This is a genomic window from Variovorax sp. OV084, assembly GCF_900111625.1.
Taxonomy (GTDB): domain Bacteria; phylum Pseudomonadota; class Gammaproteobacteria; order Burkholderiales; family Burkholderiaceae_C; genus Variovorax.
In genome coordinates this window covers 1-18,500 of sequence record NZ_FOII01000019.1, presented here as the reverse complement: position 1 = coordinate 18,500, position 18,500 = coordinate 1, and the positions used below count along the sequence as shown (strand labels likewise).

Here is an 18,500-nt window from a genome sequence, read left to right as displayed (position 1 = left end):
CCCCGGTAGGGGGTTGGCGCAGCGACACGAAGTGCGCGAAGCCTGGGGGCGAGCCCTACTTCGGCTGTGACTCCACTTCTCGCGTCCAGCGGTCGATCAGGCGCTTGCGCTCGGCTGCCTTGCCATACTTCTCGAAGTCGTACTTGATGAGCTTCACGTCGGCCATCGACGGGATGCGCGGGTCGGGTTTGAAGGTCTTGTTGGCCGGCGACTGCAGGCTGCCCGACTGCCCGCCGATGGCCTGGCCCGCGGGGCTCATGAGCCAGTCGTAGTAGCGCCTGGCGTTCTCCTTGTTGCGCGCGCCTTTCACGAGGGCGATGCCGCCGATCTCGTAGCCCGTGCCTTCGCAGGGCGCGGCCGTCTTCACGGGAAATTTGTCGTAGCGCCAGCGCTCGAAGCCGAAGATGAAGCTCACGCCGATGGCCACCTCGCCCTTGGCCACGTTGGGCGCCTGGGCCTGGCCGCTGCGGGTGTAGCTGGTGACGTTGCGGTGCAGCTTCTTCAGGTACTCGAAGGCCGCTTCTTCACCCATCTGCTGCACCAGGCCCGCGATGATGGTGTAGGCCGTGCCGCTGGATGCCGGGTGCGAGATCTCGATCTCGCCCCTGTATTCGGGTTTGATCAGGTCGGCCCAGCACCTGGGCTCGTGCAGCTTCTTTTTCTTGAGCAGGTCGGTGTTGAAGCCGAAGCCGATGGCACTGGTGTAGAAGCCGCCCACCATGTTCTGCGACAGCGCGTACTGGCGCACCGCCCAGTCGTGCAGGTCGTTGATGTAGGCCGGGCGGTAGGGTTCGAGCAGGCCCTGCTCGGCGGCCTGCAGGAACGGGTCGCCGGTGCCACCCCACCAGATGTCGGTCTTGGGGTTGGCGGCTTCCGCGCGCAGCTGCGCGCCGATTTCACCTGTGCCCTTGTGGGCCTGCTGCACCTTGATGCCGGTTTCGCGCGTGAAGGCGGTGGCCGCCGCCTCGCACCAGCCCGCGTCGGTGCTGCACAGCGCGTTGACGGTGCCCTGCGCCGCGGTGTTCGACACCCCCAGCAGGGCCGCCGTGGCAATGCATGCGGCGGTGGCGATGTGTCGGACGGCAAAAGGATGCATGCGCGGATCTCCTCGTTCGTTGTTTGAACGCGCAGGATAGCGTCCGCTTCAGCGCGCGGCCAGCAGCGGCGGCAGGTGCTCGGCGAGCCAGTCGATCACCACCCGCGTCTTCAGCGGCAGGTAGCGGCTGCGCGGGCGGATCACGTGCAGCGCGAAGCCGAAGGGCCGCGGCTCGTCGAACACGCGCACCAGCGTGCCTGCCGCGAGCTCATCGGCCGCGAGCCAGGCCGGCAGGCGCGCGAGGCCCATGCCGCCAATGGCGGCTTCGAGCAGCACCTCGGCGCTGTCGCAGCGCAGCCTTGAAGGCAGCGTCACGTCGACAAGACGGCCCTCGGTGTCATGGAAGCGCCAGGACGAGATCTGGCCGTCGCGCGCATAGAGCACGGCCTCGTGCGGCTCCTTCAGGTCGTCGATGTTCGCGGGATGCCCATGTTCGGCCAGGTAGGCGGGCGAGGCGCACAGCGCCATCCACTGCATGCCGACCGGCCGGGCAGCCAGTTCCGCGCTGTCGGCGAGTTCGCCGCTGCGGATGGCCAGGTCGAGCCCCTCTTCCACGAGATCCACGCGCCGGTCATTGAACGAGAGTTCGAGCGACAGCTGCGGATGCCGGCGCGCCAGCGCCAGCAGCAGCGGCCCGACCTTCAGCCGGCCCAGCATCGCCGGCATGCTCAGGCGCACGAGGCCCGAGGCGGTGCTGCGCGCGGCGTCGGTCACGGCTTCGGCCGCCTCGAGCTCAGCCAGCACGCGACGGCAGCGCTCGTAGTAGCCGTGGCCTTCCTCGGTGAGGCTCTGGCTGCGCGTGGTGCGCAAAAAGAGCCGCGTGTTCAGGCGCGCTTCGAGCCGCGCGATGCTCTTGGCGACGGCCGAGCGCGTGACATGCAGGCGCTGCGCGGCCAGCGCGAAGCTGCCCGCCTCCGCCGCCGCGACGAATTCCTCGATGCCTTGCAGACGTTGGCCCATTGGAGACTTTCAAGCACCAGTGAAAGGAAAATTATCCACCACCGGGTACCTGGCATCGTCAATAGCATGAAGGCTCCTCTTTTTTCTTTTTCCTTTCGCGGAGTCTTTTCATGCAGGAACCTCGAACGCTGCGCCGCTGGCAACTCCCCACGCTCGGCCGCGCCCACCTCGAACAGGCCGAAGCGCCGCTGCCCGTGCCGGGCGCCAACCAGATCCTCGTGAAGGTCGGCGCGGTGTCGCTCAACTACCGCGACCTGCTGATGATTCGCGACGGCATGGGCATGGCGCTCGACCTGCCCTTCACACCCGGCTCCGACATGGCGGGCACCGTGGCGGCCATCGGCCCCGGCGTGACGCGCTTCGCCGTCGGCGACCGAGTCGTCAACACCTTCTGGGGCGGCTGGATCGACAGCCACTGGCACGCGGAGGCCACGCTGCTCGGCGGACCCGGCCCCGGCATGCTCGCCTCGCATGTGCTGCTCGACGCCGCCTGGGCCGTGGCCGCGCCCACGACGCTGAGCCTGGCCGAAGCCAGCACGCTGCCGTGCGCAGGCCTCACCGCGTGGTTCGCGCTCGCCGAGACCGGTGCGCTGCGCGCGGGCGAGACGGTGCTGATCCACGGCACCGGCGGCGTCGCGCTGTTCGGCCTGCAGATCGCGCGGCTGCATGGCGCGCAGGCCATCGTCGTCACGGGCAGCGAAGACAAGCGCGCACAGGCGCTCGCACTCGGCGCCACGCACGTGCTGGCGCGCGACGGCGACTGGCCCGCCGAAGTGCGCAGGCTCACGCAAGGCCGCGGCGCCGACCACGTGCTCGAACTCGCGAGCGGCCCCAACCTCGACCGCTCGCTGCAGGCCGTGAGGCAGGGCGGGCGCGTGTCGATCATCGGCATGCTCGGGGGCGAGACGCTGAGCGCGTCGTTCTACGCGATGGTGCTGGGCCGCGTGACGGTGCAGGGCATCGGCGTGGGCCACCGTCGCGCGCTCGAAGACCTGGTGCGCGCCGTCGATGCGAATGCGCTCAAGCCGGTGATTGCCGCGCAGTACGGCTTCGATGCGCTGCCCGCCGCGCTCGATCACCTCGAGCGCGGTGCGTTCGGAAAGATCGTCGTGACGCTCTGAACGAAGACGCAACGCAGTTGCGGCGCTGCACAAAAGCCGCGCCATCCGTGAACAGGTTCCGTTAGTACGAATTACACGCTCGACGCCCCCTCCTGGCGTTCCTAGAATCCGCCCGCGCACGGCCTCGTGCATTGCGCGCTTTCTCAACTTCAGGATGGAGAGTTATGGAACACAGTACCTACAAAAAATGGTCGGCCGAGTTCATTGGTACTTTCTGGCTCACGCTCGGAGGCTGCGGAAGCGCAGTTCTGGCAGCGGCCTTTCCGGGTGTCGGCATCGGCCTGCTCGGGGTCTCGCTGGCCTTCGGTCTCACGGTGGTGACGGGCGCCTATGCACTGGGCCCGATCTCGGGCGGGCACTTCAACCCTGCCGTGTCGATCGGCCTTGCGGCCGCGGGCCGCTTCAAGGCCTCGCAGCTCGCTGGCTACATCGTGGCGCAGGTGCTCGGCGCCATCGCGGCGGCCGGTGTGCTGTACCTCATCGCCACGGGCAAGCCGGGCGCTGACATCGGCGGCTTCGCCACCAACGGCTACGGCGAGCACTCACCCGGCAAGTACGGCATGACGGCCGCATTGCTGTGCGAAGTGGTGATGACTGCCGTGTTCCTGATCGTGATCCTCGGCTCCACCGCCAAGCGCGCGGCCGGCGGCTTCGCGGGTCTTGCGATCGGCCTGTGCCTCACGCTGATCCACCTGATCTCGATCCCTGTGACCAACACTTCGGTGAACCCAGCGCGCAGCACGGGCCCGGCCCTGTTCGGGCCGTCCTATGCGGTGTCGGAACTGTGGCTGTTCTGGGCGGCACCCATTGCGGGGGCCATCATCGGCGCGGTGATCTACCGCGCGCTACTCAGCAACGGCAACGACGACTGATCGCTGATCGTCGTCATCACCGGCAGCGCAGCTTCAGTTCAGCTGCCGCTGCCCGACTTCACCATCGGCAGTGAAGTCGATTGCCCGATCGGCTCGGTGCCGGTCGGGTGCGACGCCCCATAGGCGCCGGCCTGGATGTCGGCCACCGGCATCGTCGAGCTCATCGCGGGTGCGCTGGTCGACTGGCCCATTGGCTCGGTGCCGCTCGGACGGGCCGCGGCCATCGCGCCGGCCTGGACGTCCGGGTTCGCGGGCGAATTCATCTGCAGCGGATGGAAATCCGAACCATCGGTGGTTTCGGCCGATGCGGTGACGGCGCCCATGGCTGCCAGCGCAGCAAAGGAACCGACGGCGAGAAGCTTGAAGGAAGTGCGCATGACGTGTTCTCCTGATTGCAGGTTGTCCCCGGTCACGTGCCATCGCGCGAACTGCGCGTGGCAGGACCTGAATGCACTCTAGGCACGCAGACTGAGGTGAATGTGAGGGAAGAGTTACGCACGCGTGAGCAGCACGCTTTTTCCTGAAACTTTGGACCGCAGGTGCCTCGCGTGCCGGCAGGCCTTCGCTACACCGGCAGCACGGGCAGGTGCACGCGCGCCATCAGCCCCGGCCCACCAGTGCGATTGCGCAGCTCGATGCGCAGGCCGTGCCGCTCGGCCGCCGTACGCGCAATCGCCAGCCCCAGCCCGCTGCCGCCCGCCACAGCGCCGGGCACGCGAAAGAAGCGATCGAACACGCGGCCGATGACGGCCTGCGGAATGCCGGGGCCGTTGTCGAGCACATCGACCACCGCGTGGCCATCGACCTCGTGCAGCTTCACGTCGACCACGCCGCCTTCGGGCGCGTAGCGCAGCGCGTTGTCGATCAGGTTGTCGAACACGCTGCGCAGTTCGGCCGCGGGCGCGAACACCACCGCGGCAATACTGCCCTCAAAGCCGATGTCCACGCGCCGCGCATCGGCCAGCACCATCAGCTGGCTCACGCTCTCGCGCAGCAGCACTTCGATGTCGACGCGCTCGCGCGCATTGCCGAGGCTCTGTGGCGCGTCCTGCCGCGAGAGATGCAGCAATTGCTCGATCAGGTGCTGCGCGCGCGTGACGCCGGCCTCGAGCTGGTTGAAACGCTCGGTGGCCTCGCCGGCCGGTACGTGCGCGCGCAGGTTCTCGATCTGCAGGCCGATGGCGGCCATCGGCGTGCGCAGCTCGTGGGCCGCGTCCTGCACGAAGCGCCGCTGCGTGGCGAAGGCATTGCGCACGCGTGTCAGCAGGTTGTTGAAGGCGCCCACCAGCGGCGCGATCTCGTCGGGCACGCGCGCGAGCGACAGCTCGGTGGGGCTGCGCTCGTCCTGCGAGGCCACGTCGCGCGCCACCGCGCGCAGCGAGCGCGAAGCCGCCGACACGATGATCCACAGGATCAGCAGCGCCAGCGGCAGCAGCAGCGCGATCGGCAGGCCTTCGAACATTGCGCGGCGCAGGGCGCGGCGGCGGCGGTAGTCCTCGTTCTGCAGCACCTGCACGCGCGGCTGGTCGGCGCGCGTGCCGGGCTTGGCGGTGAACACGCGCCAGTCGGAGCCCGCATGCGCGCCCGTGTTCACGTCGCTGAAGCCGGGCTGGGGTTGCAAGGGCACCGTCAGCACGGGCCACGAGGTGGCGCGCAGCGTCTGGCCGTCGGCACTCCAGATCTGCACGATGAAAGCGCCGCGCGAGAAGGCGGCCTCGCCGTCCATCGGGTGCGGCAGCTTCTGCGGGTCGCTGCCTTCGTACGACTCGGCCACCAGGCGCATCTGGTCGTCCAGCGCGTTGTGCACGAGGTTGCCGTAGGCCTCGAAGGAGAACCACGCCGTGAGCACGGCCGCGCCCAGGTGCAGCGTGATGAGCCACAGCAGCAGTTGCGTGCGCAGCGAACGTGGCCGCCACCAGCGGCCGCCGCTGCGCGGAGCTCCGGTCATGCAGCCACGCGCCAGCCCAGGCCGCGTACGTTGCGGATCGCGTCCGCACCGAGCTTGCGGCGCATGCCGTGGATCAGCACGTCGATTGCGTTGCTGGTGACTTCCTCGCCCCAGCCGTAGATGCGGTTTTCGAGTTGCTCGCGCGAAAGAATGGCGCCGGGCCGCTCCAGCAGCGCATGCAGCAGCGCGAACTCGCGCGCGGTGAGCGCTTCGCGCGCGCCGTTGACCACCACTTCGCGCGTGGTGAGGTCGAGCTGCAACGAGCCGCTGCCGACCAGCGAATGCGCGGCGCCGTCGCGGCGGCGCACCACGGCGCGCATGCGCGCGAGCAGCTCGCGGAATTCGAAAGGCTTGAGCAGATAGTCGTCGGCGCCGAGGTCGAGGCTGTGGATGCGGTCGTCGAGGCCGTCGCGCGCGGTGAGTACCAGCACGGGAGTGGCATCGCCGCGCTCGCGCGCGCGGCGCAGCACTTCGGTGCCGTCCTGCCTGGGCAGGCCAAGGTCGAGCAGCACGCAGGTGTAGCCACCGTCACCCAGCGCGCTTTGCGCCAGTTCGCCGTCGCGCACCCAGTCCGCGGACCAGCCCGCGCCCTCGAGCGCCTGCTTCAGGCTGCGCCCGATCATTTCATCGTCTTCCACCAGTAGAACGCGCATCGCGGCGACTCCTTCGGCCGCAAGGTAGCACGCGACCGGGATGATCGGAAGTGTCTGCGCCGTGGCGCAGCGTAGAAACGAATACTTAGGGCACGCTTAGACGGCGGGTACGCCACGGGGTCATGGCCTGGTCATGGCCCGTTCAAGGCAGACGCACGGCATGGTGTTCGCCCTCGCCGTCCGAGGCAAAGGCCAGCAGGTCGAGGGCTTCTTGCTCCACTCCTACGCGGTCGGCCTTCGACCAGCGCGTGAACGGTTCCAGCACCACGGTGGCGGTGTTCTTCGCACGCTCGATCTTCCAGACGCCCGCCACGAAGCCGTCGAGCAGCACCGTGCCACGCACGATGCCGTTGACGGTGAACACGCGGGCACGGTGCGCCTCGCTCAGCACGCGGCTGCGGTCGGCGTGCGAGAGCAGCAGGTTGTCCCACTCGGCCACGAGGCGCGGCGGCGCGGGCGTGTCGGCGTCAGGGCGCGGCGCGCGGGGCAGGTCGAACAGTTCCTGGCCGTCTTCGCCCGTGAACACGCGCAACTGCGGCCGCAGGCGCTCGGCCACGGCCTTCCAGCCGGTGAGGCCCGACCAGGCGCCGGCATCAGCCAGCGTGGCGGGGCCGAAGGCGGCAAGGTAGCGCAGCAGCAGGTCGTCTTGCGTGGCCGGGACAGCATCGAGAACGCCCAGCCAAGCACCGAGGGGCTGCAGCAGCGCGCTCTGGTGCGAGTTCCAGGTGCCGGCCGGCGGCAGGTGCACCAGCGGTACGTTGTTGCGGATCAGGCCGGCCAGCGAGACGGTCTCGCGGCCCTTCCATCGCACGCCGAGGGCCTGCCCGAGTTCGGCGCCGGTGTGCGGCCGCTCAGCGAGCAGCGCACGCCCTGCCTCGACCACCGCCGCGCGGTCGATGCCGTCGAGCGCCTTCTTGTGATTGCCCAGCAGGCCGCGCTGGTGCACGGGCTCCAGCAGCGGACGCCACGCCAGCGCATCGCTCGCGGTCATCAGGTGCAGGGTCGCGCGCATCGTCGACATGCGCACGATGCGGCGCTTCTGCAGTGCTTCGGTCAGCTGCTCGCGCCGGAAACCTTCGAGCCGGCTCCAGAGGCCGATGTAGGGTGGGTTGGGCGCCTGCGCCTGCAGGCCGGCCAGGCGTTCGACGGCCTGCGTCACCGTCAGCCTGCGCCGTGCCAGCAGCATCTGCCGCGCCAGTGTGGCGCGGTTCAGCGCGCGCAGGCTCAGAACTTCTCGTGCGGCCCGAGGTAGCGCCATTGGCCCACTGGCAGGTTGCCGAGCATCACCTTGCCGATGCGCACGCGCTTCAGGCCCACCACCTTCAGGCCGACCAGCTCGCACATGCGGCGGATCTGCCGCTTCTTGCCCTCGGTGAGCACGAAGCGCAGCTGCTCGGGGTTCTGCCATTCGACGCGCGCCGGCTTGAGCGGCTGGCCATCGAGGCTCAGGCCGTGTCGCAGCCTGGCCAGCATGGCCGGCGGAAAGACCGCCTGCACGTTGGTGGTGATGGGGTCGTCGTCGTCCATGCGCACCAGCTGGCCGGTAGGCGCGGGCTGGCCCAGGCCGTGATAGGCCACGCGCACCAGGTATTCCTTCTCCATCACGGAGTCTTCACCGATCAACTGGCGCGCGATGCGGCCGTCCTGCGTCATGACCAGCAGGCCGATGGAGTCGATGTCGAGCCGCCCGCACGGCGCCAGGCCGCGCAGCTGCTGGGGACTGAAGAAGAAGCGCGCGTTGTCTTCCGCCCAGCGGTTCTGCGGCGTGAAGAGCGTGACCGCCGGCTCGTGGCCGTCCTCGGCCTGCCCGCTCACGTAGCCGATGGGCTTGTTGATGAGGATGGTGACCTGGTTCGCCTGCTGGCCCTTGGCGGCCTTGTCGATCTCGATGCGGTCGGACGGCGTGACCTTCACGCCCATCTCGGCCGGCTTGCCGTTGACCTTCACCCAGCCGTTGGCGATCCACTCGTCGGCCTCGCGGCGCGAGCACATCTTGAGCTCGGCCATGCGCTTGTTGAGGCGAACGGCATCGGTAGGGGGAGAAGAGGGCTCGGTCATCGGAGGCTTGATCAATGTGCGGCACCGATGCTATCCTGAACGCAAGCGCGAGTTGATCGCGCCCTTTTTGGGGGATTCCCAAGTGAGCACACGCAAGTTTCAATACGCCATCGTCATCGGGCGTTTCCAGCCCGTTCATTTCGGACATCAACGACTCATCGAAGAAGGCCTTCGCGCCGCCGATCGGGTCATCGTGGTGGTCGGCTCCGACCGCAAGCCACGCAGCGTCAAGAACCCCTTTACCTTCGACGAACGCGAACGCATGGTGCGCGCCTGCCTGCGCGGCACCGAGCAGATGCGCGTGAGCGTGGTCGGCGTGGGCGACTCGCCCTACAACGACCAGATCTGGATCGCGTCGATCCAGTCGGCGGTCGAACGGCTCATCGTGCAGGACGGCCATGCACCCGCCAAGGCCAAGGTCGCGCTGGTGGGCCACCTCAAGGACGCATCGAGCTACTACCTCAAGCTCTTCCCGCACTGGGAGTTCGTCGGCCAGAACAGCGTGGAAAGCCTCAACGCCACCGACGTGCGCGGCCTCTACTTCGACCCCGAGAACCGCGGCCAGCTCGCACGCGCCGACCTGCCCGACGGCACCGCAGCCTTTCTCGAACAATTCACCACCACGGCCGACTACGCCGATCTCTGCGAAGAACGTGCCTTCCTCGTCGACTACCGCGACAAGTACCGCTATGCGGGCAGCGACTTTCCGCCGATCTACACCACCGTCGACGCCATCGTGGTCGAAGCCGGCCACATCCTGCTGGTGCAGCGCAAGTTCCATCCCGGCAAGGGCACCTGGGCGCTGCCCGGCGGCTTCGTCGGTCAGCACGAGCGTCTGCAGGACGCGGCCATCCGCGAGCTGAAGGAAGAAACCCGCCTCAAGGTGCCCGTGCCCGTGCTCAACGGCAGCATGAAGGCCAGCCACGTGTTCGACGCGCCCGACCGCTCGCAGCGCGGCCGCACGATCACGCACGGCTTCTTCTTCGAGCTGGCGCACAACCAGTGGACGGGCCTTTCAGACGTGCGTGCCGACGACGACGCGGCCGAGGTGCGATGGGTGCCGATTGCCGAGTTCCTCGACATGCAGGACCACGTCTACGAAGACCACTTCTTCATCGCGAATCATTTTTTGGGTGGCCTGGGCAAGAACTGAACGACCAGGCTTTGTCAGCAAGAACGGCACCTGGTTGACGGGTGCCAACGTGAAAGGAGCTTTCACATGAACCGCAATCTCACCTCCTCGCCCCTGGGCAACAACCTGCTGCTTCGCACCGACTCCTACAAGGTGTCGCACTGGATGCAATATCCACCCGGCACGCAGACGGTGTACAGCTACATCGAGTCGCGCGGCGGCATCTTCAGCCACTCGCTGTTCTTCGGCCTGCAGGCCTATCTGCGCGAATATCTGCAGACGCCGGTGACGCGCGACGACGTGGAAGAAGCCGCCCTGCTCATGGCCGCGCACGGCGAGCCGTTCAACCGCGAAGGCTGGCTGCGCCTGATCGAGAAGCATGGCGGGCTGATGCCGGTGCGCATCCGCGCGGTGCCTGAAGGCAGCGTGCTGCCGGTGCACAACGTGCTGGCCACCATCGAGAACACGGACCCCGAGTTCTTCTGGGTCACGAGTTTTCTCGAGACCGAGTTGCTGCGCGCGATCTGGTACCCCACCACGGTCGCCACGCTCTCGGCTGCCGCGCGCACCACACTGCTGCGGTACCTCGAAGCGACTTGCGACGACCCGCAAGGGCAGATCGCCTTCAGGCTGCACGACTTCGGCGCGCGTGGGGTGTCGAGTCTCGAATCGGCCGCGCTCGGCGGCATGGCCCACCTGGTGAACTTCATGGGCACCGACACGCTGGCCGCGCTGGTGGCCGCGCGCCGGTACTACGACTGCGACGTGGCGGGCTTCTCGATTCCCGCGGCCGAGCACAGCACCATCACGGGCTGGGGCCGCGAGCATGAAGCCGACGCGTACAGCAACATGGTCGAGCAGTTCGGCAAGCCCGGCGCGACCTTTGCGGTGGTGAGCGACAGCTACGACATCTTCAATGCCTGCGCGCGCATCTGGGGCGGCGAGCTGAAGGCGAAGGTGGTGGCCTCTGGCGCAACGCTGGTGGTGCGACCCGACTCGGGCGACCCGGCCGAGACCACGCTGAAGGTGGCGCAGATATTGGCCGATCGCTTCGGCACGACGACGAATGCCAAGGGCTTTCGGGTGCTGAACAACGTGCGCATCATCCAGGGCGACGGCGTGAACCTCGACTCGCTGCGGCTGTGCCTGTCGAACTTCTTCCACAACGGTTTCTCGACGGAGAACATCTCCTTCGGCATGGGTGGCGGGCTGCTGCAGCAGGTCAATCGCGACACGATGCAGTGGGCGATGAAGTGCTCGGCCATGCAGGTGAACGGCGAATGGCGTGACGTGTACAAGTCGCCGGTGGGTGATGTGAGCAAGGCCTCGAAGAAGGGTCGGCTTGCGCTGGTGCATGATGCGAACGGCGTCGAGAACACCGTGCGTGAGGAGACGCTTGCGGCAGGTCAGGTCGACCTGCTGCAGACGGTGTTCGAGAACGGGCGCATTGTCGAGAGCACCACGTTCGATGCAATACGCGAGCGGGCTGCCATCGGGGTGAACCAGTTCGTCACCTCTCGCGCGCCGCTCTGAGGCGGTTCGGGTCGCTCCTTCGGGGCGGGTGCGAATGACACCGGGTACTCCCCTCCGCGAATGTCCCCCGGCCTGCGGCCTCCTCCTTTATTTCGCTGCGGGGAGCACCCGGTGCCATTCGCACATGAGCGCAGCGCTTGTGCCGGCCGATCAACCAGTGCTCTGAACGATCACCCCGTCGGCGTGATCGCGCCCCAGAGCCTCAAAGGCCTGTGCCACACGGCATAGCCATAATCCGCCCAGACCGCCGAATCCATGACCAAACTCCTGATCCTCAGCGTGAGCGCCGGCAACGGCCACGTGCGTGCAGCACAGGCGCTTGCCGCCACCGCCCAGAACCTAGTCCCGCCCTGCACGGCGGTCCACATCGACGCGATGGCCCACGTGGCCAGCGGCTTCCGCAAGGTCTACACCGACTGGTACATCCAGCTCGTGAACAGCGCCCCCGAGCTGTGGTCGTACCTGCACCAGCGCACCGACACCACGCCGCACCACGCGCCATCGCAGCGCCTGCGCCGCGGCATCGAGCGGCTGAGCACCGGCGCACTGGTGCGCGAAATCCGCCGCGAAAAGCCCGATGCCGTGGTCTGCACGCACTTCCTGCCGGCCGAACTGCTGATGCGCGAACGCAATCGCGGCCGCATCGAATATCCCGTGTGGCTGCAGATCACCGACTACGACCTGCACAACATGTGGCTGGTGCCGGGCATGGCGGGCTACCTTGCTGCGACGGAAGAGGTTGCTTTCCGCTTGCGCGCGCGGGGCATTCCGGCGGAGCGGATCCACGTCACCGGCATTCCGGTGATGCCGGCTTTTTCCGAACCCGATGTGCCGGCGCTGGCGCGCAATGCCTGCGCGGCGGAACTCGGCCTCGATCCTTCGCGCCCCGTGCTGCTGATGGCGTCGGGCGGTGCCGGCGTCGGCGACCTGCCGAGCATGGTCGAGCGCGTGCTCGGCCTGGGTGGCCATGACGGCAAGGAAGGCAACTTCCAGGTGATCGCCGTGGCGGGCCGCAACGTGGAAGCGCATGGCAAGCTCGAAGCGCTGGCCAGGCGCTATCCGGGCCGCGTGGTGGCCATCGGCTTCACCAACGAAATGCACAAGATGATGGCCGCGTCCGACCTGGTGGTGACCAAGCCCGGCGGCCTCACGGTCTCGGAATGCCTGGCGCTGGGCAAGCCGATGCTGCTGATCTCGCCGATTCCCGGGCAGGAAGAACACAACGCCGGCTTCCTGATGGAAGAAGGCGCGGCCTGGCTGGCCTACGACGCGATCGGCCTCGACTACAAGGTGGCGCGCCTGATGGCCGACCCCGCCAAGCTCGCGACCATGGCTGCGCGCAGCCGGGCGTTGGGCAAGCCGCAGGCGGCGCGCGCGGTGCTGCAACACGTGCTGGGTGCCAAGGCGTGAGCGGCGCCGTCGAAAAGACGAGCGTGGCCCGCACGCTCGGTTATCTCGCCTGGGTGGTCGTGATGGCCTTCTTCTTCGCCAATGCCGAGATCCAGATCGAAGGCGGCGCGGGCTGGGCCACGTCGCTGCCGACCTGGCGCATCGAGAACAGCATCTGGCTCGACATCTTCTGGGGCGGCCGCGCGATGACGGGCTATCACGCCTGGGTGTTCACCTTCATGGCGCTGGTGTTCTTCTCGCCGCTGGCATTCAACGGGCGCTGGACTTGGCGCGACGTGGGGCTGGCGGGAGCGGGCCTCATCGTGTTCTGGGTCTGCGAAGACTTCAGCTGGTTCCTCATCAACCCGGCCTTCGGCTGGGCGCGCTTCAACCCGGTCGATGCGTTCTGGCACAAGCACTGGATGTGGGGTGCGCCGGTCGACTACTGGGGCGGGCTCGCGGTGGCGGCCCTGATACTGGCAACGCGGCACTGGCCTCGCCAGAAGCAACGACAGCAATGACGAAGAAGAAACACGGCAAGGCTGCAGCGGCAGCAGAAGAAGGCATCGCCGACCCGCGCCCCGGCCACTGGGCCGATCCGCTGGACGCATTGCAAGTCGAGAACCTGCACCGCATCACGCCTACGCTGTACCGCAGCGCGCAGCCGCGGCGCGCCAACATGGCGGCGCTGCAATCGCTGGGCATCCACACGGTGGTGAGCCTGCGCTCCTTCAACGACGACAGGAAGGTGTTCGCGGGCAGCGGCATCCGGCTGGTGCGCGTGCCGATCAACACCTGGTCCATCGACGACGCCAAGGTGCTGCGCGCGCTACTCGCCATTCGCGAGGCCGAAAAGCACGGCCCGGTGCTCATCCACTGCATGCACGGCGCCGACCGCACCGGCGTGGTCGCGGCGGTGTACCGCATGGCGGTACAAGACTGGGACAAGGACAGCGCGCGCCACGAAATGCTGCGCGGCGGCTACGGCTATCACACGCTGTGGCGCAACATTCCGCGCTACATCGAGCGGCTCGACCCGGTGAAGATGCGCCAGGCGCTGGCCCATGCCCCGGTGGTGCCCGTGGTGTCCTGAAGGCGCCAGCGCCTTTCGTACCCCGCTCCTATACTGGCCGCCCCGTGGCCACAGGCCATCTGCGAACCTTCTGAAAAGGGCTCTTCCATGGCACTGCAAATCCGCTCCCTCATTCGCGCCAGCGGCGAACTCGAACTCTCGCTGCACGACGACCCGATTCCCGAACCGCAGGCCCACGAAGTGGTGATTCGCGTCGAGGCGTCGCCCCTGAACCCGTCGGACCTGGGCCTGCTGTTCGGCGCAGCCGACATGAGCACGGCCAAGGCCTCCGGCACGGCCGAACGCCCCGTCGTCACCGCCACCGTGCCCGAGCGTGTGCTTCCCGCGATGGCGGCACGGCTCGACCAGTCGATGCCGGTCGGCAACGAAGGTGCGGGCGTGGTGGTGAAAGCCGGTTCGTCGCCGGCCGCGCAGGCCCTGCTCGGCAAGACCGTGGCGGCCATCGGCGGCGCGATGTACTCGCAGTACCGCTGCCTTGCCGCCGCGCAGTGCCTGGAACTGCCGGACGGCACCAAGCCAGCCGAAGGCGCCTCGTGCTTCGTCAACCCGCTCACGTCGCTCAGCATGGTCGAGACGATGCGCATGGAAGGCCACAAGGCGCTGGTGCACACGGCTGCTGCGTCCAACCTGGGCCAGATGCTCAACAAGATCTGCCAGAAGGACGGCATCGCCCTCGTCAACATCGTGCGCAAGCAGGAGCAGGAAGACCTGCTGCGCGGCCTGGGCGCGAAGTACGTGTGCAACGCGACCTCGCCCACCTTCCTCGAAGACCTGACGCAGGCGCTGGTCGAGACCGGCGCCACGCTGGCCTTCGACGCCACCGGCGGCGGCAAGCTCGCAGGGCAGATCCTCGGCTGCATGGAAGCGGCCATCAACCGCACCGCCAAGGAATACAGCCGCTACGGCTCGACCACGCACAAGCAGGTGTACATCTACGGCGGCCTCGACCGCGCTCCCACGGAATTTGTGCGCAACTTCGGCATGGCCTGGGGCATGGGCGGGTGGCTGCTGTTCCCGTTCCTCGGGAAGCTCGGCGATGCGGGCACCCAGCGTTTGAAGGCGCGTGTCGTTGCGGAGTTGAAGACGACGTTTGCCAGCCACTACACGCGTGAGGTGTCGCTGGTCGAGGCGCTGCAGCTCGATGCGATCGGCGTTTATGGGAAGCAGGCTACTGGTGAGAAGTTCTTGCTGAATCCGAACAAGGGTGTTGCGGGCTGAGAAGGTTTTCTGGCGGGGGTGCGATCACGCCGACGGCGTGATCGTTCAGGGCACTCGTTGATCGGCCTGTACAAGCGCTGCGTCCAACCCCTTCCCTCGACGAACGTCATCGATCCGTAAAACTGGCGAAGGGCAAGCAGGGTGTAATCCAGGCTCATCATTCAGCTTGCTGAGGAACAGAAGATGGGAATACTCTCGGATTTCTTCGTCGCCAGCCCCGAAGAGGCATTGCGCTATGCCAACCGGATCGAGGAACCCGATGAGGGCGACGAGATCGAGGAACTGCTGGAGCCGGTCCAGTACAAGCGATTCACCGACATCGAGATCACGACGCTCTGGGCCATCATGGAAGGCAAGGAGTGGGACGTCGACAGGCACATGCTCGAGTACGTCGAACTCGGCGAAGACAACGATGCGTGGCTCAATCGATTTCCCGATGAACTGACGACACTGTTGACCCAAGTCGACTCTGCATCGTTGGCCCCCGTGCTGGAGCGATGGGCAAACACGGAAGAACTCGCGTGCGAGCCCACCGAGCTGCATCCGGTCATGGAAGACCTCCGGAGGCTCGCAGCCGAGGCGCTCGCCAGGAACAAGTCCGTATATCTGTGGGGCTGCCTCTGAGGCATCCCCTTGCGTGCAGCTACACCACCAACCGATACCCCACAGCCGTCTCAGTCAACAGATGCCGGGGCTGCGCAGGATCGGCCTCCAGCTTCTGCCGCAGATGCCCCATGTAGATCCGCAGGTAATGGCTCTGGTCGGAGTGCGACGGCCCCCACACCTCGCGCAGCAGTTGACGCTGCGTCAGCACGCGCCCCGCGTTCGCGACCAGCACCGACAGCAGGCGGTACTCGGTAGGTGTCAGATGCACCTCGACGCCTGAACGCCGCACGAGGCGCGCGGCGCGGTCGAGCTCGATCTCGCCGAAGCGGAACAGCGCCTCGGGAGGTTCTTCGCTGCCGTTGCCACCTGCCGCTCGCGGACGGCGCAGGTTGGCTCGCACCCGCGCCAGCAATTCGCCGGTGCCGAAGGGCTTCGTCAGATAGTCGTCGGCGCCGGCGTCGAGCGCGGCGATCTTGTCGGCTTCGTCGGTGCGTGCCGACAGCACGATGATCGGCACCGCCGACCAACCACGCACGTCGCGAATCAGCGAGACGCCATCGCCATCGGGCAACCCCAGATCGAGCACCAGCAGATCGGGCTGCCGCGTGCCGGCCGCCGCCAGTCCATCGCGCAACGTGCCAGCCTCATGCACCACCCAGCCTTCGGCCTCCAGCGCGCCGCGCACAAAGCGGCGAATCTGCGGCTCGTCTTCGATCACGATGGCGATGGGGGTTGGCATGGGTTCAGAGTTGGGCTTCTGCCGGTTCGGGAGGCTCGCGGCGGGGCAAAGTGACCGTGAATTCTGCACCGCCGTCGCGCGCATTGCCCGCGGCGATTTCGCCGCCGTGCGCGTTCACCACGGCCTTGCAGATCGCAAGGCCCAAGCCCACGCCGGGCGTGGCCGATTCGACCTCGCCGCGCGTGAACTTGTCGAACAGCTTCTGCTCGTGGCCCAGTAGCGCGGCAGACAGGCCGGGGCCGTGGTCGCGCACCGTCAGCACCAGCGTGCCGGGCTCGGCCCGCGCACCCACCACGATGGGTGGCGCGCCGTACTTGGTGGCGTTCTCCAGCAGGTTGACCAGCACACGTTCGATCAGCACCGCGTCGAACTCGACCAGCGGCAGCTCGGGGTCGAGCGCGGTCTGCACGACGGTGTTGCCGAGCGACGTGCGCGCTGCGCGAATCGCAGAGCCCACCACCTCCTCCACCGACTGCCAGTCGCGCCGCAGGTTCACCGCACCGCCCGCAATGCCGCTTTCGAGCCGCGCCATGTCGAGCAGGTTGTTGACCAGCGCATGCAGTTCGTGTGCCTGCGCGACGATGGCGCGCGCGGTGTTGCCGTGCTCCTCGGGCGGCAGGGTCTGCAGCGATTCGGCCAGCACGATCAGCGCGGTGAGCGGCGTGCGCACGTCGTGCGAGATGGCGCCGAGCAGGGCGTTGCGCAGGCGCTCCGATTCCATCTCGACCACGGCCTGCTGCGCCACCTCGACGTAGTGCACGCGCTCCAGCGCGATGGCGATCTGCCGCGCCAGCGTGTCGAGCTGCTGCGCCTGTTCGGGAATGAGCAGCCAGCGCGGCTGCGCGGGCGACAGCGCGAGCACGCCACGCACGCGCATCGGCGCCTGCAACGGCACGTAGTGCCAGGCCTGCGCCGCCAGCGTGGCGGTCGCAAGGCCGGCGGGCTGGGCGTGGCGGAAGGCCCAGTCGGCCACCTGCGGGTCGAAGCCCTTGGGAGGGTCGGCGGGCAGCATCAGTTGATCGGCCGCGTCGGTCACCAGCACAAGTGCATCGCCGCCGAAGTGACCTTGCACAGCGGCGGTGCCGAGCGTGATCACCTGCGAACTTTCCAGCGCGGCCGACAGTTCGCGCGTGAGCTCGAACAGCGAACGCGCGCGCCGCTCGCGGCTGGCCGACACGCCGGCCGCGAAGCGCAGCCCCGCCGTAAGCTGCCCCACCAGCAGGCCGACGCCGAGCATGATCGCGAAGGTCAGCACGTACTGCACGTCGCTCACGGCGAACGACAGGCGCGGCGGCACGAAGAAATAGTCGAAGGCCGCGACGTTGAGCAGAGCCGCCAGCGCCGCGGGCCCGCGCCCGAAGCGCATCGCCACGCCCACCACGCCGAGCAGGAACAGCATGACGATGTTCGACAGCTCCAGCACGTGGGCCAGCGGCGTGCAGATCAGCGTGAGCGCGATGCTGGTGGCAGCGGCCCATGCGTAGGCGGGCCAGTGGGTGGGCGCCTTCTCGTGATCGTCGCTGTCGATGCGCATGCCCTCCAGCTGGGTGCGCGACAGGCGGCGCGAGCTTTCCGCGCGGGCCACTTCCATGATGTCGAGCGCGGGTGCGCGTTGGGCCAGCGCACGCGCCAGCGGCTGCGCTCCCGGGGGCCACCAGCGGCGCCAGCCGGTGGCGGGTTCGGCGCGCCCCAGCACCAGCGTCGCGCAATTGAGCCGGCGTGCCTGTTCGGCCAGCTGCTCCGCCACATCGGAGCCGGTGAGCACGGCAGTGGCCGCGCCCAGTTCTTCCGCCAGCTTGAGCACAGCAAGAGTGCGATCGCGCTCCGCCGCGGCAAGCCGCTGCAACCTGGGCGTTTCGACATACACCGCATGCCAGCGCACATTGAGCTGACCCGCGAGACGCGCCGCCGTGCGCACCGTCTGCGCCGCGCCTTCATGCGGGCCCACGCAGGCGAGGATCGCGCCCGAGGTGTTCCAGGCCTGCAACTCGCGGCCCTGCCCGTTGCCGCCAGCGCCCGATTGCTCCACGCGCCAGCCGCGCACGTCGTCTTCCACATGCTCGGCGGTGCGGCGCAGCGCAA

Annotated in this window: 18 protein-coding genes; 9 read left to right on the top strand and 9 right to left on the bottom strand. The window is 67.9% G+C overall.

Annotation, left to right across the window (positions count from 1 at the left end):
- Nucleotides 1-55: 55 nt before the first annotated feature.
- Nucleotides 56-1,096, bottom strand: a complete 1,041-nt coding sequence (locus BMW87_RS29080; RefSeq protein WP_093080943.1) for an ABC transporter substrate-binding protein — start codon at nucleotides 1,094-1,096, stop codon at nucleotides 56-58.
- A 48-nt stretch (nucleotides 1,097-1,144) separates the two neighbouring features.
- Nucleotides 1,145-2,056 (bottom strand): LysR family transcriptional regulator, encoded by a 912-nt coding sequence (locus tag BMW87_RS29075; protein ID WP_093080941.1) that lies wholly within the window; start codon nucleotides 2,054-2,056, stop codon nucleotides 1,145-1,147.
- Nucleotides 2,057-2,166: 110 nt separating this feature from the next.
- Between BMW87_RS29075 and BMW87_RS29070 the strand changes: the two genes are divergently transcribed.
- Nucleotides 2,167-3,177, top strand: a complete 1,011-nt coding sequence (locus tag BMW87_RS29070) for a zinc-dependent alcohol dehydrogenase family protein (RefSeq protein ID WP_093080938.1) — start codon at nucleotides 2,167-2,169, stop codon at nucleotides 3,175-3,177.
- Nucleotides 3,178-3,341: 164 nt separating this feature from the next.
- Nucleotides 3,342-4,049, top strand: a complete 708-nt coding sequence (gene aqpZ / locus BMW87_RS29065; protein WP_093058653.1) for an aquaporin Z — start codon at nucleotides 3,342-3,344, stop codon at nucleotides 4,047-4,049.
- Nucleotides 4,050-4,087: 38 nt separating this feature from the next.
- Here aqpZ and BMW87_RS29060 read toward each other — a convergent pair whose 3' ends face one another.
- The 5 genes from BMW87_RS29060 to BMW87_RS29040 form a co-directional block, all read right to left on the bottom strand.
- Nucleotides 4,088-4,426 (bottom strand): hypothetical protein, encoded by a 339-nt coding sequence (locus BMW87_RS29060; protein WP_093080935.1) that lies wholly within the window; start codon nucleotides 4,424-4,426, stop codon nucleotides 4,088-4,090.
- 188 nt (nucleotides 4,427-4,614) lie between these two features.
- Nucleotides 4,615-5,997 (bottom strand): sensor histidine kinase, encoded by a 1,383-nt coding sequence (locus BMW87_RS29055; RefSeq protein ID WP_093080933.1) that lies wholly within the window; start codon nucleotides 5,995-5,997, stop codon nucleotides 4,615-4,617.
- Entirely contained in the window at nucleotides 5,994-6,650 is a 657-nt protein-coding gene (locus tag BMW87_RS29050) for a response regulator (protein ID WP_093058650.1), read from the bottom strand. The genes BMW87_RS29055 and BMW87_RS29050 overlap by 4 nt, the downstream gene beginning before the upstream one ends.
- A 142-nt stretch (nucleotides 6,651-6,792) precedes the next feature.
- Complete coding sequence (locus BMW87_RS29045; RefSeq protein WP_093080930.1) at nucleotides 6,793-7,908, bottom strand: winged helix DNA-binding domain-containing protein; 1,116 nt, start codon at nucleotides 7,906-7,908, stop codon at nucleotides 6,793-6,795.
- Nucleotides 7,875-8,708, bottom strand: a complete 834-nt coding sequence (locus BMW87_RS29040; RefSeq protein WP_093080928.1) for a pseudouridine synthase — start codon at nucleotides 8,706-8,708, stop codon at nucleotides 7,875-7,877. Before BMW87_RS29040 ends, BMW87_RS29045 begins: the two co-directional genes overlap by 34 nt.
- A gap of 82 nt (nucleotides 8,709-8,790) precedes the next feature.
- On the opposite strand from BMW87_RS29040, the gene BMW87_RS29035 reads away from it, so the two are divergent.
- From BMW87_RS29035 to BMW87_RS29005, 7 genes are all read left to right on the top strand, one after another.
- Nucleotides 8,791-9,861, top strand: coding sequence for a bifunctional nicotinamide-nucleotide adenylyltransferase/Nudix hydroxylase (locus tag BMW87_RS29035; RefSeq protein WP_093058647.1), 1,071 nt, complete (start codon nucleotides 8,791-8,793; stop codon nucleotides 9,859-9,861).
- Between the two features lie 66 nt (nucleotides 9,862-9,927).
- On the top strand, nucleotides 9,928-11,373 hold the full coding sequence (locus tag BMW87_RS29030; protein ID WP_093080925.1) for a nicotinate phosphoribosyltransferase: 1,446 nt from the start codon (nucleotides 9,928-9,930) through the stop codon (nucleotides 11,371-11,373).
- A gap of 255 nt (nucleotides 11,374-11,628) precedes the next feature.
- Nucleotides 11,629-12,783: an MGDG synthase family glycosyltransferase gene (locus BMW87_RS29025; protein WP_093080923.1), complete on the top strand. Its 1,155-nt coding sequence runs from the start codon at nucleotides 11,629-11,631 to the stop codon at nucleotides 12,781-12,783.
- Complete coding sequence (locus BMW87_RS29020) at nucleotides 12,780-13,283, top strand: hypothetical protein (RefSeq protein WP_093080920.1); 504 nt, start codon at nucleotides 12,780-12,782, stop codon at nucleotides 13,281-13,283. Before BMW87_RS29025 ends, BMW87_RS29020 begins: the two co-directional genes overlap by 4 nt.
- A complete protein-coding gene (locus BMW87_RS29015; protein ID WP_093080917.1) occupies nucleotides 13,280-13,855 on the top strand; it encodes a dual specificity protein phosphatase family protein in 576 nt (191 codons plus the stop codon). The genes BMW87_RS29020 and BMW87_RS29015 overlap by 4 nt, the downstream gene beginning before the upstream one ends.
- Nucleotides 13,856-13,942: 87 nt before the next feature.
- On the top strand, nucleotides 13,943-15,073 hold the full coding sequence (locus BMW87_RS29010; RefSeq protein ID WP_093080915.1) for a zinc-binding dehydrogenase: 1,131 nt from the start codon (nucleotides 13,943-13,945) through the stop codon (nucleotides 15,071-15,073).
- 183 nt (nucleotides 15,074-15,256) lie between these two features.
- Entirely contained in the window at nucleotides 15,257-15,697 is a 441-nt protein-coding gene (locus BMW87_RS29005) for a hypothetical protein (protein ID WP_093080912.1), read from the top strand.
- 19 nt (nucleotides 15,698-15,716) lie between these two features.
- Here the strand turns inward: BMW87_RS29005 and kdpE are convergent, their stop codons facing one another.
- The gene (gene kdpE / locus BMW87_RS29000) at nucleotides 15,717-16,418 is read right to left on the bottom strand and encodes a two-component system response regulator KdpE (protein ID WP_093080910.1); all 702 of its coding nucleotides are present in this window, start codon (nucleotides 16,416-16,418) and stop codon (nucleotides 15,717-15,719) included.
- Between the two features lie 4 nt (nucleotides 16,419-16,422).
- The coding region (locus BMW87_RS28995; protein ID WP_093080907.1) for a DUF4118 domain-containing protein at nucleotides 16,423-18,500 on the bottom strand (2,078 nt) is incomplete at its 5' end.

Excerpts from the sequence above, each read along its gene's own strand:
- BMW87_RS29080 (WP_093080943.1), bottom strand. The coding sequence starts at position 1,096 with ATGCATCCTTTTGCCGTCCGACACATCGCCACCGCCGCATGCATTGCC.
- BMW87_RS29075 (WP_093080941.1), bottom strand. The coding sequence starts at position 2,056 with ATGGGCCAACGTCTGCAAGGCATCGAGGAATTCGTCGCGGCGGCGGAG.
- BMW87_RS29070 (WP_093080938.1), top strand. The coding sequence starts at position 2,167 with ATGCAGGAACCTCGAACGCTGCGCCGCTGGCAACTCCCCACGCTCGGC.
- aqpZ (WP_093058653.1), top strand. The coding sequence starts at position 3,342 with ATGGAACACAGTACCTACAAAAAATGGTCGGCCGAGTTCATTGGTACT.
- BMW87_RS29060 (WP_093080935.1), bottom strand. The coding sequence starts at position 4,426 with ATGCGCACTTCCTTCAAGCTTCTCGCCGTCGGTTCCTTTGCTGCGCTG.
- BMW87_RS29055 (WP_093080933.1), bottom strand. The coding sequence starts at position 5,997 with ATGACCGGAGCTCCGCGCAGCGGCGGCCGCTGGTGGCGGCCACGTTCG.
- BMW87_RS29050 (WP_093058650.1), bottom strand. The coding sequence starts at position 6,650 with ATGCGCGTTCTACTGGTGGAAGACGATGAAATGATCGGGCGCAGCCTG.
- BMW87_RS29045 (WP_093080930.1), bottom strand. The coding sequence starts at position 7,908 with ATGGCGCTACCTCGGGCCGCACGAGAAGTTCTGAGCCTGCGCGCGCTG.
- BMW87_RS29040 (WP_093080928.1), bottom strand. The coding sequence starts at position 8,708 with ATGACCGAGCCCTCTTCTCCCCCTACCGATGCCGTTCGCCTCAACAAG.
- BMW87_RS29030 (WP_093080925.1), top strand. The coding sequence starts at position 9,928 with ATGAACCGCAATCTCACCTCCTCGCCCCTGGGCAACAACCTGCTGCTT.
- BMW87_RS29025 (WP_093080923.1), top strand. The coding sequence starts at position 11,629 with ATGACCAAACTCCTGATCCTCAGCGTGAGCGCCGGCAACGGCCACGTG.
- BMW87_RS29015 (WP_093080917.1), top strand. The coding sequence starts at position 13,280 with ATGACGAAGAAGAAACACGGCAAGGCTGCAGCGGCAGCAGAAGAAGGC.
- BMW87_RS29010 (WP_093080915.1), top strand. The coding sequence starts at position 13,943 with ATGGCACTGCAAATCCGCTCCCTCATTCGCGCCAGCGGCGAACTCGAA.
- BMW87_RS29005 (WP_093080912.1), top strand. The coding sequence starts at position 15,257 with ATGGGAATACTCTCGGATTTCTTCGTCGCCAGCCCCGAAGAGGCATTG.
- kdpE (WP_093080910.1), bottom strand. The coding sequence starts at position 16,418 with ATGCCAACCCCCATCGCCATCGTGATCGAAGACGAGCCGCAGATTCGC.